The sequence below is a fragment of the Bradyrhizobium sp. SZCCHNR3119 genome, from assembly GCF_032487775.1.
Classification (GTDB): domain Bacteria; phylum Pseudomonadota; class Alphaproteobacteria; order Rhizobiales; family Xanthobacteraceae; genus Bradyrhizobium.
This window is the reverse complement of the sequence record NZ_JAUEUV010000001.1, coordinates 3,242,467-3,258,658: the sequence shown is the minus strand read 5'-3', so window position 1 is coordinate 3,258,658 and position 16,192 is coordinate 3,242,467. Positions and strand designations below refer to the sequence as shown.

Here is a 16,192-nt window from a genome sequence, read left to right as displayed (position 1 = left end):
CGCGAGGCCATGAAGGCGAGTCACGAACGACCAAGGGACGCGCACGCCATCCTGCGGCAGGAAGGCCGTCAGGTCCGTTCAGATCCTCACCGTATCCGCGTCTTGCGAGCAAGGATCACTTCCCCGTCGGCGTCTCCTGCCGCCAGGCGGAGCCTGCGATCTTGGCCGCGGCGATCACGGCCTGGGTGCGGCTTTCGACACCGAGCTTCTGCAGGATGGCCGACACGTGCGCCTTGATCGTGGCTTCGGAGACGCCGAGCTCGTAAGCGATTTGCTTGTTGAGCAGCCCCTGCGACAGCATCATGAGGACCCGGACCTGCTGCGGCGTCAACGTCACCAGGCGGTCGCGCAGTTTGCTCATCTCGGGGTCGGCGGCCGCCGACAGGTCGGTGTCGGGCGGCACCCAGACATCGCCCGCCAGCACTTTGACGATCGCATCGCGCAACGGGTCGACCCCGAACCGCTTGGGGATGAAGCCGGAGGCGCCGAAGTCCAGCGAGCGGCGGATCGTGCCGCCGTCGTCGGTGGCCGACACGATCACTACCGGAATCGCCGGATATTGCGCGCGCAGATAGATGAGGCCCGAGAAACCGGAGACGCCCGGCATCATCAGATCGAGCAGGATGAGGTCGATCTCGGAATCCCGCTCGAGAAGAGCGGTCAGATCCTCGAACGAGCCGGCCTCGTCGACGACGGCGTCGCTCACGACGCTCGCGACCGCCTGTCGCAACGCGTTGCGAAACAGCGGGTGATCATCGGCGATGACGAGATGGGTGCTGGCAGCCACCATACTTGGAAATAATCTTACAAAGCTCTCGGGGGCTGGCGATGAGCCGGTCAGGACCTGTCGCAAGCTGTCACTTGGAATACACACCCGACCGGTGGTCGCATGCAAGTAGGCAATTCCACTTGCAGTGAAAGCAGTTAATCTCCTGCTTGTGCAACGCAGCATCCGTCGCGGGGCACGCCCGCCGCGAATTGAGCACCGCGCGCCATTTCTCCCCACCTCAAGCCGGTCAGGGCCGAAAGTCGTATTGGGGCTGGTTTCACTGCAATGTTACTTAGGGCGCCAATGCCCTTCGCACGCGATCGCAATCGGTCCGGGCGAAGCGAAAGTAAGCAACACTCTGGGGAGAGAATGCCAATGTCGACAATGGTAGCCACACAAGCGAGATCGGGAGGGATGACGAGCGACGAGCGCTTTGTCATTTTAGCGTCGTCCCTCGGCACTGTCTTCGAGTGGTATGACTTTTATCTCTACGGGTCACTGGCCACGATCATCGGCGCCCAGTTCTTCAGCGCCTACCCACCGGCTACACGCGACATCTTCGCGCTGCTCGCTTTCGCCGCCGGCTTCCTGGTCCGCCCGTTCGGCGCCATCGTGTTCGGCCGCATCGGCGACATCGTCGGCCGCAAATACACCTTCCTCGTCACCATCCTCATCATGGGCCTGTCGACCTTCATCGTCGGCCTGCTACCGAATGCCGCGACGATCGGTTTTGCTGCGCCCGTGATCCTGATCGCACTGCGTCTGGCGCAGGGGCTCGCCCTCGGCGGTGAATATGGTGGAGCCGCGACCTATGTCGCCGAGCACGCGCCGCACGACAAGCGCGGCTATTACACGTCGTTCATCCAGACCACCGCGACGCTCGGTCTGTTCCTGTCGCTGCTGGTGATTCTCTTCACGCGCACGCTGACCGGTGAAGAGGCGTTCACGCAATGGGCCTGGCGCGTCCCGTTCCTGGTTTCGGTGCTGTTGCTCGGCGTCTCCGTCTGGATCCGTCTGCGCCTCAACGAGTCGCCGGTGTTCCAGAAGATGAAGGATGAGGGCAAGAGCTCGAAGGCGCCGCTGACGGAAGCCTTCGCCAACTGGAGCAATGCCAAGATCGTGCTGCTCGCTCTGATCGGCGGCACCATGGGCCAGGGCGTCGTCTGGTACACTGGCCAGTTCTACGCACTGTTCTTCCTGCAATCGATCCTGAAGGTCGATGGCTATACCGCCAACCTCCTGATCGCCTGGTCGCTCCTGCTCGGCACCGGCTTCTTCCTGGTGTTCGGCATCCTCTCCGACAAGATCGGCCGCAAGCCGATCATCATGGGCGGTTGCCTGATCGCGGCACTCACCTTCTTCCCGATCTTCAAGTTGATCACCACCAACGCCAACCCGGCGCTGGAGAAGGCGATCGAAGCGACCAAGGTGGAAGTGGTGGCGGATCCGGCCGGCTGCGGTGACCTGTTCAACCCGGTCGGCACCCGCGTCTTCACCGCGCCCTGCGACACCGCCCGCGCCTTCCTCGCCCAGTCGTCGGTCAAATACGCGACCGTTCCCGGCCCGGCGGGCTCCGGCGTGAAGGTGACGTTCAACGGCAAGGAAGTACCCTACGCCGACGCCAAGAGCGGCAACCCGGCGCTGACCGCCGCGATTGCGGAGGCCGGCTATCCGAAGGCGGGCAATCCGGCGATCGTGAAGATGGCGCATCCGTTCGACATCTTCCGTCCGCAGGTGGCCGCGATCATCGGGCTGCTCTTGATCCTCGTGATCTTCGTGACGATGGTCTACGGCCCGATCGCGGCGATGCTGGTCGAACTGTTCCCGACCAGGATCCGCTACACCTCGATGTCGTTGCCCTATCACATCGGCAACGGCTGGTTCGGCGGCCTCCTGCCCGCGACCGCGTTCGCGATCGTCGCCTCGACCGGCGATATCTATGCCGGCCTCTGGTATCCGATCGTGTTCGCACTGATCACGGCGGTGGTCGGCTTCATCTTCCTGCCGGAAACCAAGGACGTCGACATCCAGTCGACCTGACCTTCGCGCGCGGCAGGAGTGCCGCCCGCCCTGTACTGACACAGACGGCCGCGGATCGGATCCGCGGCCGTTCTGTTTGCGGGTGGCGGATCAGGATGCGCCGATGAACTGCAGCACGACCTCTCGAGTGTGCGGCCGGCTGCGATGCTCGATCAGATAGATGGCCTGCCAGGTGCCGAGCAGCATCTCGCCGCTCACGACCGGAATCTGCAGCGAAGTTCCGCTCAGCATCGTCTTGATGTGAGCCGGCATGTCATCCGGGCCTTCGGTGTCATGGATCCAGCCGGCATTTTCCGGCGCTAGCCGCGACAATGCCGTGGTGAGATCCTGCAGCACCGACGGGTCGGCATTCTCCTGGATCGTCAGGGACGCCGAGGTGTGACGGACGAACACAGTCACCGCGCCTTCTTTGGCGCCGGCGTCACGAAGGAATGCGGCGACCTTGGACGTGAGATCGACGAAGCCTCGACCCGGGGTCTGAGCTGTCAGCAACGAGGTCGCGACCGTGTTCACGGTGGCAGTCGAGGACGCGCCGCGGGACAATGATCTGATGGACATCGACAGCTCCTCGATGGGTTCGGACGAGGCGCCCTCAGATCCTGCCCGACACGTCCTTCTGCACCCGCATCGCCATGTCGATCAGCCGCCGCCAAGCCTGTTCCAGGAATGTCATCGCCCGATCCATGTCCTGGTCGCTGGGGAGCGGAATCTCGAGCTTGCGCGATCCGTCGGCGGATCTGGGATCGGGTGTACTCGCTCCCGGTTTCGGCTCGGCCCTCTTCAACTGATCGGACTTCGGCAGCGCCTGATCCTTCGGCAACGGCTCGTCGATCTTGCCGGTGACGGTCTGATCACGCGCGGCGAGTTGCGCCTTCAGCTTCTCGTTCTCGGCCTGAAGACGACCGATCTCGGCGTCCATCGCCGCGCGCTCGTCAGGCACCGCGTAGCAGGCCCAGCCGGTGCCCGCGCTGTTGTTGCAGGTCGCGATCCCGCCGGTCCGCGTATCGAGCCGGATCACGCCGTCGGCCGTGGTCGACATCGTATAGCGGCCGTTCTCGCTATCGGACGCCACCTCCTCGGCCTCGGCCAAGGATCCGAACAAGCACAAGGGTCCGAACAAACAGACGGCGGCGACCGAGGACGCTGTGAGGTTACGCAGAGACGACGTCATAAGGCTCATGCTGAACTCCGCCAAATGGAGCGGCCCGGATAACGTGCCCAAGCGCGGAAATTTTGTCGGGGCCGCGTTGTCCCAAGAAACTGCCGCGTCACGGCGTCGCGCCCGACTTTCCTGCTCCATCGAGGTAGGGTCAGGGCGGAGAGAAATCAACACGCGCCTCGGGCCGGCCGATGCGCGGCGAACTCGCGCACGCGGTGCGGAAAGGCTGTTGATGCGGCGCGGTGACACCCGCCGACCGATCTGGCGACAGACTGAGAAATTAAGCAAAATCAGGGAGCTAACACTTCCACACGCAATCTTGACTTGGGGGGATGCGGTCAGTATGGTCCGCGCGGCTTTAAAGGGCGATGGGGCGCAATTCCTGAACACCCGCGGCAGCTTGATCGGGTCTCCACATCATGGCGGAAGGCACGAACGAGAACGGCGGACAGGGGGATCGCGACAAGTCGCCTGATGAGGTTGCGCTTTCCGCAAGGCTCGGAAGTCTGGATCGGCGGTTGTCCGAATTTCGCGACAACCGCAAGGTCGGGACTGACCAACCGGGAGATGGAAGCGGGGACTCCGCGGCCAGGGCTTCGGCGATGGCACGAGGTCTCCGATTGTCTTCCGAGTTGATCGCCGGCGTCATTGTCGGTGCGGTGCTCGGCTGGGGCTTCGACCGGTTGCTGTCGACATCGCCCTTCGGATTTATCGTGTTTTTCCTGCTCGGCTTCGCCGCCGGCGTGTTGAACGTGGTGAGATCTGCAGGCGTGGCTCCGGACCGAACCCGCCGATGAGGGCATGCGGATGCCGTCGAACGAATTGCCCAAGGCGCCGGCGTGGCCGGTGAACAATGAGACGCCACGCGGATGATCGATCCGATCGAACAATTCGACCTCAACAAGATCTTCACGATCGGCCATATCGGCAATCACGAGATCGCCTTCACCAATTCGACCGGCTACATGCTGCTCGCGGTCGCGATCATCGCGATCATGATGATGGGCGCAGGCCGTCAGCTGGTGCCGGGGCGCTTCCAGTCCGTGGTCGAGCTGTCCTACGAATTCGTCGCGAACACCATCAGAACCAGTGCCGGCAGCGAAGGCATGAAGTTCTTCCCGCTGGTGTTCTCGCTGTTCATGTTCATCTTCGTCTCGAACATCGTCGGCATCATTCCCTACACCTTCACCGTCTCCAGCCACATCATCGTCACCTTCGCGCTGGCGATCCTGGTGTTCCTGACGGTCATCCTCTACGGCTTCTACAAGAACGGCCTGAAGTTCTTTAAGCTGTTCGTGCCGTCCGGCATTCCGGTGGTGATCCTGCCGCTGGTGGTGCTGATCGAAATCATCTCCTTCTTTTCCCGCCCGATCTCGCACAGCGTCCGTCTGTTCGCCAACATGCTGGCCGGCCACGTGACGCTGAAGGTGTTCGCAAGCTTCGTGATCATGCTCGGCACGCTCGGCACCGTCGGCAAGGTCGGCGCGCTGCTGCCGCTCGGGCTCACGGTGGCGCTGACCGCGCTCGAACTGATGGTCGCGTTCCTGCAGGCTTACGTCTTCACCATCCTCACCTGCATCTATCTCAACGATGCTATCCATCCGGGCCACTGATCCGGCCCGTCTCACCAAACCCCTCAAAGGAGTTCGTTTCATGGATCCGGTTGCAGCGAAGTACATTGGCGCAGGCATTGCCTGCATCGGCATGGGTGGCGCGGGCGCCGGCATCGGCATCATCTTCGGCAACTACCTCTCGGCGGCGCTGCGCAATCCGTCCGCGGCCCAGGGCCAGTTCGGCAACCTGATCTTCGGCTTCGCGGTGACCGAAGCGCTCGGCATCTTCTCGCTGCTGATCGCGCTGCTCCTGCTGTACGCCGTCTAAGACGGCCTGAGCCGGACAGGAGAAGCCCGTGGCTGAAAGTCATGGCGGGCCCCAAGAGGCTGCCCACGGCACGACGGCACATACCGAGGCCGAGGGCGGGCGAGGTTTCCCTCCGTTCCAGAAGGAAACCTTCCCCTCACAGCTCGTTTCGCTGCTGATCGCCTTCGTCGCGCTGTACGTGATCGTGTCACGTCTGGCGCTGCCGAAGGTGGGCGGCGTCATCGACGCCCGCCAAAAGGCGATCGATAGCGATTTCGCCGAAGCACAGCGGCTGAAGAACGAGTCGGAAGTCGCGCTGAAAGCGTATGAAGGCGAACTCGCGGCAGCCCGGGCCCGCGCCCAGGCGATCGGAACCGAGACTCGCGAGAAGCTTGCGGCCAGTTCCGAAGCCGAACGCAAGAGCCTGGAAGACAGTCTTGCGGCCAAGCTCGAAGCCGCCGAAAAATCCATTGCGGCGACCCGCACGTCCGCGATGAGCAACGTCCGCGGCATCGCCGCAGATGCGGCGGGCGCGATCGTGCAACAACTGACCGGCAAAGCCGCCGACGGCAAGTCCGTCCAGGCAGCCGTGGATGCCTCGTTGAAGGGAGCGGCCTGATGCACCTGCTTGCCGATCCCGAAACCTGGGTCGCGATCGCCTTCGTCATCCTGATGGGGCTGTTCGCCTATCTCGGCGTCCACCGCATGATGCTGACCGCGCTCGACCATCGTGCCGAGCGGATCAAGTCCGAGCTGAACGAGGCCAAGCGCCTCAAGGAAGAGGCGGCGAAGGTGCTCAGCGAGTACAAGACCCGCCGCGCCAGCGCCGAACGCGAGGCCGAAGAGATCGTGACCAGCGCCAAGGCGGAAGCCGAGCGCATCGCCGCGGACGCCAAGGCCAAGATGGAAGACTTCGTCGCCCGCCGCACCAAGGCCGCCGAGAGCAAGATCGCCCTCGCCGAGGCCCAGGCGCTGGCGGACGTCCGCGCAGCCGCAGCGGACGCCGCGGTCCAGGCCGCAACCACCGTGCTCTCGCAATCGGTCAAGGGCGACCTCGCCGACGGCTTGATCGCCAAGGGCATCACCGAAGTCCGTCAAAAGCTGAACTGACCGGGCCTCACCCGCCGTCAGTATCATCACTTCGAAAGCCGGCGCGAGATGATCGCGCCGGCTTTTTTTGTCGGGTTGTCGGGTCGGCAGGTGGCCCGGTCACGGCGGGATTCCCGTTGGCCGCTGGCCTTGCCTACCGCTTCTTCTTGCCGCGGGACTTCGGCTCGGGCGCAAGGGCCTGGGGATCGAAGCCGATATAGAAGACGTAGTTGTCGGGATTGCTGCCCGGCGGCGGCACCGGATAGACCATGTCCTCCGCCACCAGGCTGAACGGCACGCTGCCGTCTTCGGTCATCTGCACCGTGGTGCGATAGGCCTTGGTCGCAATCACCTTCTCGCCGACGCCGCCCTCGACCACTGCGATGCGCATCGGGATTTCCACGGTGGGCGGCGCGCCGGCCGCGCCGGCAATGACGCGGCCCTGGATGCCTATCTTGGCCGTGATCTCGTTGCCGTTGAGCGCACACTCGCGAGCCATCTTGGTGATGGTGGCCTGGAAGCGCACGTCGTTGCCAACAGCCTGCTTGCCGGGTGCAGCCACCGCATAGGTCGAAGCGCCGGACCGGACTGTGACGGGCGGGCAGCTCAGCCCCTCCGTCGGATCGGCCTGCGGGCCTGCGGAGACGGGCGCGTTCTGCTGCTCGGCAGGCTTGTCGTCGGAACCGCCGCCAAACAGGCTCTTGAACCGGTCGGTCAGCGATTGCGCGGCGGCCGGCGGGGCCAAAGCGGCCGTTCCCAACGCCAACGCCGCGGCTAGCGTTGCCAACCTGATCACACGGAAGTCATTCATCTGATGTCCCTGGCTTCATCAATGCCCGGCCACCGCGTCTCGCTTTAACAGCGCGATCGCGGCGAAGCCAAGGCACCTGCTTCTTAGCAAAATTCAGCGGCCGTCTCTCGCCCGCAACCGAATACAGGCGCCGCCCTACCCGCGAAAATCCTCGTTCAGCAGGCCGTAGAGGAAATGGTCCTGCCAGACCCCGTTGATGCAGAGATAGCGCCGCGCCAGTCCCTCGCGGGTGAAGCCGCATTTCTCCAGCACCCGGATCGAGGGCGTATTGGTGGGGATGCAGGCGGCTTCGACCCGGTGCAGATTGAGCTCGCCGAACAGCGTCGGCAACAGCAGCCGCAGCGCCGCCGTCATGTAGCCCCGGCCCGCATAGGGCTGGCCCATCCAGTAACCGATGGTGCCAGCCTGCACGATACCCCGTCGCACATTGGCGAGGGTGATGCCGCCGATCATGGCGCCATCCCCCTCCCGGAATGCCATGAACGGGTAGGAGCGGTCGGCGGCGATGTCCTCGGCATAGCGCCGCAGGCGCCGCCGGAAGCCGGAGCGGGTGAGATCGTCGGACGGCCAGATCGGCTCCCATGGCGTCAGATAGTCGCGGCTGATGTCGCGCAAATGCGCCCATTGCGCATAGTCGGCCATCTGCGGCGCGCGCAGTAGCAGCCCGCCGCCGCGCGGGGCGAGCGCGGTAGGCCCGTTGGATGGCAAACGAAACAGGGCCACCTCTGATGTTCCCCCTGCTCTGTCTTCGCCGAATCGGCTCAGCAATCCGCATCATCACGCGACGACGCCATGACGACAGCAATGAGCTGCATCAATGTAGCTGAGCCTTCGACTTCGACCCGCTCAGACCTTCCGCGAAACTGACCGCCGTGTCCAGACCCCTGCCGCTGCCGAGCGCGACCACCGCCGGCCGGCTGCGCGCCAGCAGCGCCCGCGCCGCATCCCGCGTGCTCTCGACGCTGACCGCATCGATCTTCTGCACCATTTCCTGCAGGGTCTGCGGCCGGCCATAGGCCAAAATATGACGCGCCAGCTGCTCGGCACGGGAGCTGCAGCTTTCCAGCGCCATCAGCAGCCCGGCCTTCATCTGCGCCTTCGCCCGCGCAACCTCGGCGTCGGTCAGGGTTTCCACCGCATCGCCGATGATGTCGATCACGACCTCCATCATCTCCGGCGCATCGTGTGGATCCGTGCCGGTGTAGAGACCGAAGAAGCCGGTGTCGGTATAGGGCGCGTGGAAAGTATAGACGGAATAGCAGAGGCCGCGATTCTCGCGCACTTCCTGGAACAGGCGTGACGACATGCCGCCGCCGAGGATGTTGGTGAACACCTGCAAGGAGAACAGCGACGGGTCGTTCTGCGGCACGCCTTCGAGCGCCAGTGTCAGATGCGCCTGCTCGAGATCGCGATGCACCACGCGCGAGCCACCCTGGCCGAAGTTCGCCGGCTGCGGCTGCGGCGCCGGCGCGCCGTTGAAGCCCGCAAAGCGCTGCGCCACCTCCTCGACCACCTGCTTGTGATCGACCGCGCCGGCTGCCGCCACCACCATGTCGGGCCCGTGATAATGCGTCGCCAGATAGTTGCGTAGCTTGTCGCGATCGAACGTCTTCAGGGTCTTCGCAGTGCCGAGCAGCGAGCGGCCCATCGGCTGGTCGGGATAGCACAGCTCGTTCAGATGCTCGAACACGACGTCGTCGGGCGTATCCTGCGCCGCGCCGATCTCCTGCACGATCACGTTCTTTTCCCGCTCCAGCTCCTCGGGCACGAAAGACGGATTGGCGAGGATGTCGGAGAGCACGTCGAGGGCGAGCGGCACGTCGGCCTTCATCACCCGCGCATAATAGGCCGTGGTCTCGGTCGACGTACCCGCGTTGAGATCGCCGCCGACCGCCTCGATCGCCTCGACGATCTCACGCGCGCTCCGCGTCGTGGTGCCCTTGAACGCCATGTGCTCGAGCAGATGCGAGATGCCGTGCTCGTCCGGCTTCTCGTCTCGGCCGCCGACGCCGGCCCAGACGCCGAGCGCGGCGGTCTCCAGATGCGGCATCGTGTCGGTGACGACAGTGAGGCCGGTCGGGAGCTTGGTGACTTCGACGCCCATCAATGAACTCCCTGTTTCGCCGCACGGCTGACCGAAAGGATGAATTTTTCGACCTCGGCCTGATCGTTGCGCATCACCCTGACATCCTCGTGCCTGGTCATTAGTCCTTCGAGCCAGACCGGCAGATGCGGGCGCACGCCGCAGGCCGTCTCCACGGCATCAGGGAATTTCGCCGGGTGCGCGGTCGACAACACGATGTTCGGCACCGAAGTATCGGTGCCGTCGCGGTCGGCGACCGCGAGCGCCACGGCGGTGTGCGGATCGACCAGATCGCCGGCCTCGCGGAAAGCGGCGCGGATCGCAGCCGCGGTCTCGGTCTCGTCGGCGCGGCCGGCGTCGAAATCGGTACGGATCGCCGCCAGCATCGCATCCGGCAGCACGAAGCGGCCGGACTGCTTCAGGCTCTCCATCAGCCGCCGCACCGCGGCCGCATCGCGGCCGGAGGCCTCGAACAGGAGCCGCTCGAAATTCGAGGAGACCTGGATGTCCATCGAGGGCGAGGTGGTCGCATGCACCTCGCGCACCTCGTAGATGCCGGTCTTCAAGGTGCGCGCCAGGATGTCGTTGACATTGGCGGCGATGCGGAGCGTGCGGATCGGCAAGCCCATGCGCTTGGCGACGTAGCCGGCAAAGATGTCGCCGAAATTGCCGGTCGGCACGGTGAAATCGACCGCGCGACCCGGCGCGCCGATCGCGACCGCCGAGGTGAAGTAATAGACCACCTGCGCCACCACGCGCGCCCAGTTGATCGAATTGACGCCGGACAGCGCCACCTGGTCGCGGAAGCTGTGGTGATTGAACAGGCCCTTCACGATCGCCTGGCAATCATCGAAATTGCCCTCGATCGCGAGCGCATGCACGTTGGCCGCGCCCGCCGTCGTCATCATCCGACGCTGCACCTCGGAGATGCGGCCGTGCGGGAACAGTACGATCAAATCGGCATTGTCGCGGCCGGCAAAAGCTTCGACCGCCGCACCGCCAGTATCGCCGGAGGTGGCGACCACGATGGTCGTGCGTTCGCCGCGCTTGGCCAGCACGTGGTCCATCAGCCGCGAGATCAGCTGCATCGCCACGTCCTTGAAGGCGAGCGTCGGCCCATGGAACAGCTCCAGCACGAACTGGTGCGGGGCGACCTGATCGAGCGGCACCACGGCCGGATGGCGGAAGGAGGCATAGGCTTCGTTGGCCATCCGCCCCAGCTCGGCATCCGAGATCTCGCCGGCGACGAACGGCTTGATGACCTCGACGGCGACCTCCCAATAGGGCCGGCCGAAGAAGGCGGCGATGGTGTCGGGCGAAAGCTGCGGCCAGGTTTCCGGTACGTACAGGCCACCGTCCCGGGCAAGCCCGGTCAGCATCACATCACAGAAGGAAAGCACGGGGGCCTCGCCCCGCGTGGACAAATAGCGCGTCAAACCGTTCTCCAGACCCGCATCGGCCGCCGTAAACCATTGATATAATTAAGCATCGTAATCTGTCCGGCGGCAACACGGTCCGGCACCATAATGGTTTTGCCTGCGTCGGGAAACCGGTTGTTGTCACAGTCCGGCATCGCTGCGACGGGTGCCGCGCGTCATCCAGGTTCCATCGGGGCGCACCTTCGCCGCCCCGCGGCGCATCTGCGTCCGGGTCCTGGCGATCGTCCGCGCTCTCTGGATAGAGGGCGCAGGGAAGGCCGGGAGCTGGCCGCCCCCATGGCCCGCCTGCATCAAAGAAAGCAGGCGGCAGTCACCACAGGTTCAGCCGAAACATCCCGGCCCTCCCTGCACGATGGGCTTACGGCTTATACGTGATCTCCCCGGGGATCGGCATTCTTGCCCCCGTCCGCGTGATGCGAAGCATCATCGCGTCGCGACAACGCGCAAACGTTGCGCTGAGCGCCAGCACCGAGGCGCCAGGACCACACGACTTCGCCGTCCGTATCGAGGTTGTTCGTCCGCTCGCGAAGTGCGCGCTGCAACCCGACACGGCCACCGCATCCCACACCCAACGCTCGTGACGATCGCGAAGCGTCCCTCTCATCGAGGCGGGACATGAGCAGGAAACATCAAATTCTGAAAAAACGAAAGAGATATATTTTTCGCAAAAGGACTGGACAGGGATGATCAGCTTGAAGCGACGAACGAATTTGGCTTTTCCGCGCAGGTGATGTTTACGGCTCGGAGCCCCGCTCCGCTCCAAACCAGCGCAGAGACTGCGCGACGGGCAAACCAGTCCTGCCGAAGGCGGCATCTTATTGACCACATGTCGCGACCTCACATAGCATTGGTGAAATCACGCACCTCCAATCGAGAAGCGGTCATGCGAGCACTGTCTCCGTCCTCGATTCGACCACCTTTGGCAAACTATAGCCATGGCATCGCCGTGCCGGCCGGGAACCGGCTGGTCATCACTGCCGGGCAACTCGGTATCGCTGTCGACGAGAGCATTCCGGAGGACAGCGAAGCGCAGGCCGACATCTGCTTCGCAAACATTGCGGCGATCCTGGCCGAAGACGGGATGACGATGTCGGATGTTGTCCGCCTTAGCGTCTATGTGACAGGGCGTGAGCACATGCAGGGCTACAGGCGATCGCGCGACCGGCAATTTCCGGGGACGCCGCCCACGACCACGCTGATCGTGGTCGCCGGCCTAGTGCGACCGGAATTCGTGATCGAGATCGAAGCGATTGCTGTCGCTCCAGAGCGCATCGACCGCAACACAGTGGCGTAGCATAGGCGCGGCGAGAGCGATCTGTCTTCATCGCTCTGCTATCAATCGAGCGCCTGGCGGACGTATTGACATCGCTGACACCTAAGATAGCGGGCTGAAGCTAGGGCATGACCTTAGTTCCGTGATCAAGCTGCACAAAGCCTGCTTATCAGTTACGCCGTCATGCCCGGGCTTGTCCCGGGCACCCACGTCCTTCCCAAGATACCGAACGACGTGGATGGCCGGGACAAGCCCGGCCATGACGACGTGGAGAAGAACGAGCACAAAACTTCATTCGTCCCAACCCTCTCCCCATAAGAACGGAAGAAGAAGCGCATCGAATGCGCTGCGTCAGCCTGCGATACGCTGGACCAGGAAATGTGCGCGTGCCCTGGTTCCTCATAATGGGACCGCCCGACGGCATGACCGGATCGTATGCGGCGCATGCTGTCACGGTTGATTGACTTGCCGTCTTGCGAACCTACTGTGCCGTCTCTTCGAGAGGAATTGGCGATGACTTTAGCTATGAGCTGGGACGAATGGACCCGGCATGACGGCGCGGCGCTTGCGGCGCGGGTGAAAAACGGCGAGCTTACCGCGACAGAATTGGCGGCGCAGGCGGCCGCTGCGATCGCCAAGGTCGATCCTGCACTGTCCGGCGTGGTCGAACTGTTCGACGACGCGCTCACCGATCCGGCCAAGGCCGGCGCCGATCTCGCCGGCCCGTTCGCCGGCTTGCCGTTCCTGATGAAGGATCTCGGGCCGACCATGGCCGGCCGCCTGCAGGAGATGGGCTCGCTGTTCATGCGCGGCAACCGCGCCGGCGCCGATACCTTCCTGACCGCCAAGATGCGCCGGGCCGGGCTCAATCTGATCGGGCGTACCACGACACCGGAATTTGGCGTTTGCAGCTCCGCTGAAAATCCGTCCGTTTACGTCACGCGCAATCCCTGGAACACCGACTACACCACCTGCGGCTCGTCGGCCGGCAGTGCCGCGATGGTCGCCGCCGGCGCGGTGCCGATCGCGCATGCGACCGACGGTGGCGGCTCGATCCGCATCCCCGCCGGCGTCAACGGCAATATCGGACTGAAGGTCTCGCGCGGCGTGTTCTCCATCGCGCCGCATCTGTCCGATCTCACCGGCCTGGTCTCGATCCAGGGCTGCCAGTCGCGCACGGTGCGCGACACGGCGGCCTTTGTCGACGCCTGCCGAGGCGGTGCGCCGGGCGAATTCATGCCCTACTGGAGCGCGGCGGAGCCCTATGCCGAGCAGATCAAGCGCGATCCGGGCCGCTTGAAGATCGCGCTGTCGCACCAATGGGGCGAGTACCGCGCGACCCCGCAGATCATCTCCGAGCTCGAACGTGTCGGCCGCTTCCTCGAAGGGCTCGGGCACGAGGTCGCCTATGCGCAGCCGCAGATCGACTATGCGGCCGCCTTCGCAGCGCAGACCACCTGCTACATCTCGAACTTCGCGATGGTGATCAACAACATGCTCAGCCAGCGCGGGCTGCAGCGCCCGCCGGCCGAGCTGATCGAGCCGATCAACATCCGCATCTGGGAAGCCGGCAAGGATACCAGCTTCGCCGAACGCGCAGCGATGCAGGCGGTGTTCAACACGACGTCGCGTGGCTTCGGCGCATTCTTCGAGGACTGGGACATCATGCTGACCCCGATCACCGCGCTGCCGACGCCGAAGGTCGGCACCACGGAATATCTGACCATCAGCGACAATCCCGACGTGCTCGACTGGTTCGGCAATCTCTGGCGCAATTTCGCCTTCACGCCGCTCGCCAATCTCTGCGGCATTCCCGCGATCTCGCTGCCGCTGGCGAAAAACGAGCACGGGCTGCCGCTCGGCATTCAGGCGATGGCAAAGCAGGCCAATGACGGGCTGCTGCTGCAGCTCGGCGCCCAGATCGAGCGTGCGATCGAGGGCCGATGGAATAGCGGCGAGACGCCGGCCGTGCATGCGACCAAGAGCTGAGTGCTGCGCTCCCACGGTGCCAACGGTCTCCTCACGCGCTAGAGCGATCACCGGGGGCCTCATGGTTCGAGACGGCGCTTTGCGCCTCCTCACCATGAGGGTCTGATAATTCGCCGCGAAAAAGGACCTCGTCCTGAGGAGCTCGCCAGAGGCGAGCGTCGCGAAGGACGGCGGCGGGAGATATTGTCGGCCCAAGTTTGTCCCCACGTGCGATATCCTTGCCGCACGCGGGCAGAGCCAAGGCGCGCGCCTTACGAGGCCTCGAACTTCTTGGCGAGGCGCGCCTTGGTGATGTGGCCGATCTGGGCGATCGCGTTCGCGATCTCGGCTTCGATGTCGTAATCGGTGCGCCGCTCCATCTCGGCGATCACCGACGCCCGATCCTCATGCAACGCCAGCGCTACGATCAGCGGCATGCCGAATTTCTCGCGATAGCGGCGGTTGATATCGGCGACGCGATCGAACTCGCTGCGCGACAGCGTCGTGAAACCGAGCCGGCCTTGTTCGCCGGCGGAATCGGCCGTCATCTCGCCGGCCACCGCCTCGCGGCCCGCGAGCTCCGGATGCGCGCGGATCAGCGCCAGCTTCTCGTCCCGCGTCATGGCACGGACCACGCCCATCAGCGTCACGTACAGCCCTTCCGGTGTATCGTCCAGCGCGGCAAGACCGGCGCGGTGCGCCCGCTCGGCGATCTCGGGCGTGTGCTCGAAAATGTCGCCGAAGCGTTCGACGAACAGCGCGCGCGGCATGTGCGACGGACGATAGCCGCCAGCCGGCGGATGGGTCCTGATCCAATGCCGCGCGATGTCGAGCCGCGTCGCCATCCAGACCTTGTCGTGGCTCATTACGTAATCGAGAAAACGCGCCAGCGCCGCCGCACGCCCGGGGCGGCCCACCAGCCGGCAATGCAGGCCGACCGACAGCATGCGCGGCGCTTCCGCGCCTTCCGCATAGAGCGTGTCGAAACTGTCCTTCAGATAGGCGAAGAACTGATCGCCGGAATTGAAGCCCTGCGGCGTTGCAAAGCGCATGTCATTGGCGTCGAGCGTGTAGGGCACGATCAGCTGCGGGCCGTGCGGCCCCTCGACCCAATAGGGCAGCTCGTCGGCATAGGAATCGGCGCCGTAGAGAAAGCCCTGCTCCTTCATCGCGACGTCGAGCGAATGCACCGAGGTGCGGCCCTGATAGAAGCCGAGCGGCCGCTCACCGACCAGCGAGGTGTGGATGCGAACGGCCTCCTCGACGTGCGCGCGCTCGTCCTCTTCGGCGAAATCGCGGTAGTCGATCCATTTCAGGCCGTGGCTCGCGATCTCCCACTGCGCCTCCTTCATCGCGGCGACAACGTCCTGATTGCGCGCCATTGCGCTCGCGATGGCGAATACCGTGACCGGCAGCTTGCGCGCGGTGAACATCCGCCACAGCCGCCAGAAGCCGGCGCGCGCGCCGAACTCGTAGATCGATTCCATGTTCATGTGGCGCTGCCCCGGCCAGGGCTGCGCGCCGACGATCTCGGACAGGAACGCCTCCGAAGCCGCGTCACCATGCAGGATGCAATTCTCGCCGCCCTCCTCATAGTTGATCACGAACTGCACGGCGATGCGGGCATCGTTCGGCCAATGGGGATGCGGCGGCGTGCGTCCGTAGCCGATCAGGTCGCGCGGATAGAGGTCGGAGGTCATG

At 64.4% G+C, this 16,192-nt stretch carries 16 protein-coding genes; 8 read left to right on the top strand and 8 right to left on the bottom strand.

What is annotated here, in order from left to right:
* Positions 1–115: 115 nt before the first annotated feature.
* On the bottom strand, positions 116–790 hold the full coding sequence (locus QX034_RS15195) for a response regulator transcription factor (protein ID WP_315701771.1): 675 nt from the start codon (positions 788–790) through the stop codon (positions 116–118).
* Between the two features lie 393 nt (positions 791–1,183).
* Here QX034_RS15195 and QX034_RS15190 point away from each other — a divergent pair, with 393 nt between their 5' ends.
* Positions 1,184–2,809, top strand: coding sequence for an MFS transporter (locus QX034_RS15190; RefSeq protein ID WP_315701772.1), 1,626 nt, complete (start codon positions 1,184–1,186; stop codon positions 2,807–2,809).
* A gap of 90 nt (positions 2,810–2,899) precedes the next feature.
* Here QX034_RS15190 and QX034_RS15185 read toward each other — a convergent pair whose 3' ends face one another.
* Entirely contained in the window at positions 2,900–3,367 is a 468-nt protein-coding gene (locus QX034_RS15185) for a secondary thiamine-phosphate synthase enzyme YjbQ (RefSeq protein WP_315701773.1), read from the bottom strand.
* A 34-nt stretch (positions 3,368–3,401) separates the two neighbouring features.
* Positions 3,402–3,989, bottom strand: a complete 588-nt coding sequence (locus QX034_RS15180) for a hypothetical protein (protein ID WP_315701774.1) — start codon at positions 3,987–3,989, stop codon at positions 3,402–3,404.
* Positions 3,990–4,387: 398 nt separating this feature from the next.
* Between QX034_RS15180 and QX034_RS15175 the strand changes: the two genes are divergently transcribed.
* From QX034_RS15175 to QX034_RS15155, 5 genes are all read left to right on the top strand, one after another.
* Positions 4,388–4,765 (top strand): AtpZ/AtpI family protein, encoded by a 378-nt coding sequence (locus tag QX034_RS15175; RefSeq protein WP_315701775.1) that lies wholly within the window; start codon positions 4,388–4,390, stop codon positions 4,763–4,765.
* A gap of 72 nt (positions 4,766–4,837) precedes the next feature.
* Entirely contained in the window at positions 4,838–5,581 is a 744-nt protein-coding gene (locus QX034_RS15170; RefSeq protein ID WP_315701776.1) for a F0F1 ATP synthase subunit A, read from the top strand.
* Positions 5,582–5,621: 40 nt separating this feature from the next.
* A complete protein-coding gene (locus tag QX034_RS15165) occupies positions 5,622–5,849 on the top strand; it encodes a F0F1 ATP synthase subunit C (RefSeq protein WP_006615622.1) in 228 nt (75 codons plus the stop codon).
* 28 nt (positions 5,850–5,877) lie between these two features.
* A complete protein-coding gene (locus tag QX034_RS15160; protein ID WP_315701777.1) occupies positions 5,878–6,447 on the top strand; it encodes a F0F1 ATP synthase subunit B' in 570 nt (189 codons plus the stop codon).
* Positions 6,447–6,938 carry an ATP F0F1 synthase subunit B gene (locus tag QX034_RS15155; protein ID WP_315701778.1) on the top strand — a complete coding sequence of 164 codons (492 nt, stop codon included), beginning with the start codon at positions 6,447–6,449 and terminating at the stop codon, positions 6,936–6,938. The genes QX034_RS15160 and QX034_RS15155 overlap by 1 nt, the downstream gene beginning before the upstream one ends.
* Before the next feature lie 133 nt (positions 6,939–7,071).
* On the opposite strand, the gene QX034_RS15150 is transcribed toward QX034_RS15155, so the two are convergent.
* From QX034_RS15150 to thrC, 4 genes are all read right to left on the bottom strand, one after another.
* On the bottom strand, positions 7,072–7,728 hold the full coding sequence (locus QX034_RS15150; protein WP_315701779.1) for a hypothetical protein: 657 nt from the start codon (positions 7,726–7,728) through the stop codon (positions 7,072–7,074).
* Between the two features lie 135 nt (positions 7,729–7,863).
* On the bottom strand, positions 7,864–8,451 hold the full coding sequence (locus QX034_RS15145; RefSeq protein ID WP_315701780.1) for a GNAT family protein: 588 nt from the start codon (positions 8,449–8,451) through the stop codon (positions 7,864–7,866).
* A 91-nt stretch (positions 8,452–8,542) separates the two neighbouring features.
* Positions 8,543–9,832, bottom strand: a complete 1,290-nt coding sequence (locus QX034_RS15140; RefSeq protein ID WP_315701781.1) for a pitrilysin family protein — start codon at positions 9,830–9,832, stop codon at positions 8,543–8,545.
* Positions 9,832–11,247: a threonine synthase gene (gene thrC, locus QX034_RS15135; protein ID WP_315701782.1), complete on the bottom strand. Its 1,416-nt coding sequence runs from the start codon at positions 11,245–11,247 to the stop codon at positions 9,832–9,834. The genes QX034_RS15140 and thrC overlap by 1 nt, the downstream gene beginning before the upstream one ends.
* 886 nt (positions 11,248–12,133) lie before the next feature.
* Here thrC and QX034_RS15130 point away from each other — a divergent pair.
* Both QX034_RS15130 and QX034_RS15125 read left to right on the top strand, forming a co-directional pair.
* Positions 12,134–12,544: a RidA family protein gene (locus QX034_RS15130; RefSeq protein ID WP_316196071.1), complete on the top strand. Its 411-nt coding sequence runs from the start codon at positions 12,134–12,136 to the stop codon at positions 12,542–12,544.
* Between the two features lie 492 nt (positions 12,545–13,036).
* Positions 13,037–14,512: an amidase gene (locus QX034_RS15125; RefSeq protein WP_316195535.1), complete on the top strand. Its 1,476-nt coding sequence runs from the start codon at positions 13,037–13,039 to the stop codon at positions 14,510–14,512.
* Positions 14,513–14,763: 251 nt separating this feature from the next.
* Here QX034_RS15125 and puuE read toward each other — a convergent pair whose 3' ends face one another.
* On the bottom strand, positions 14,764–16,191 hold the full coding sequence (gene puuE, locus QX034_RS15120; protein ID WP_316188801.1) for an allantoinase PuuE: 1,428 nt from the start codon (positions 16,189–16,191) through the stop codon (positions 14,764–14,766).
* Position 16,192: the final 1 nt, after the last annotated feature.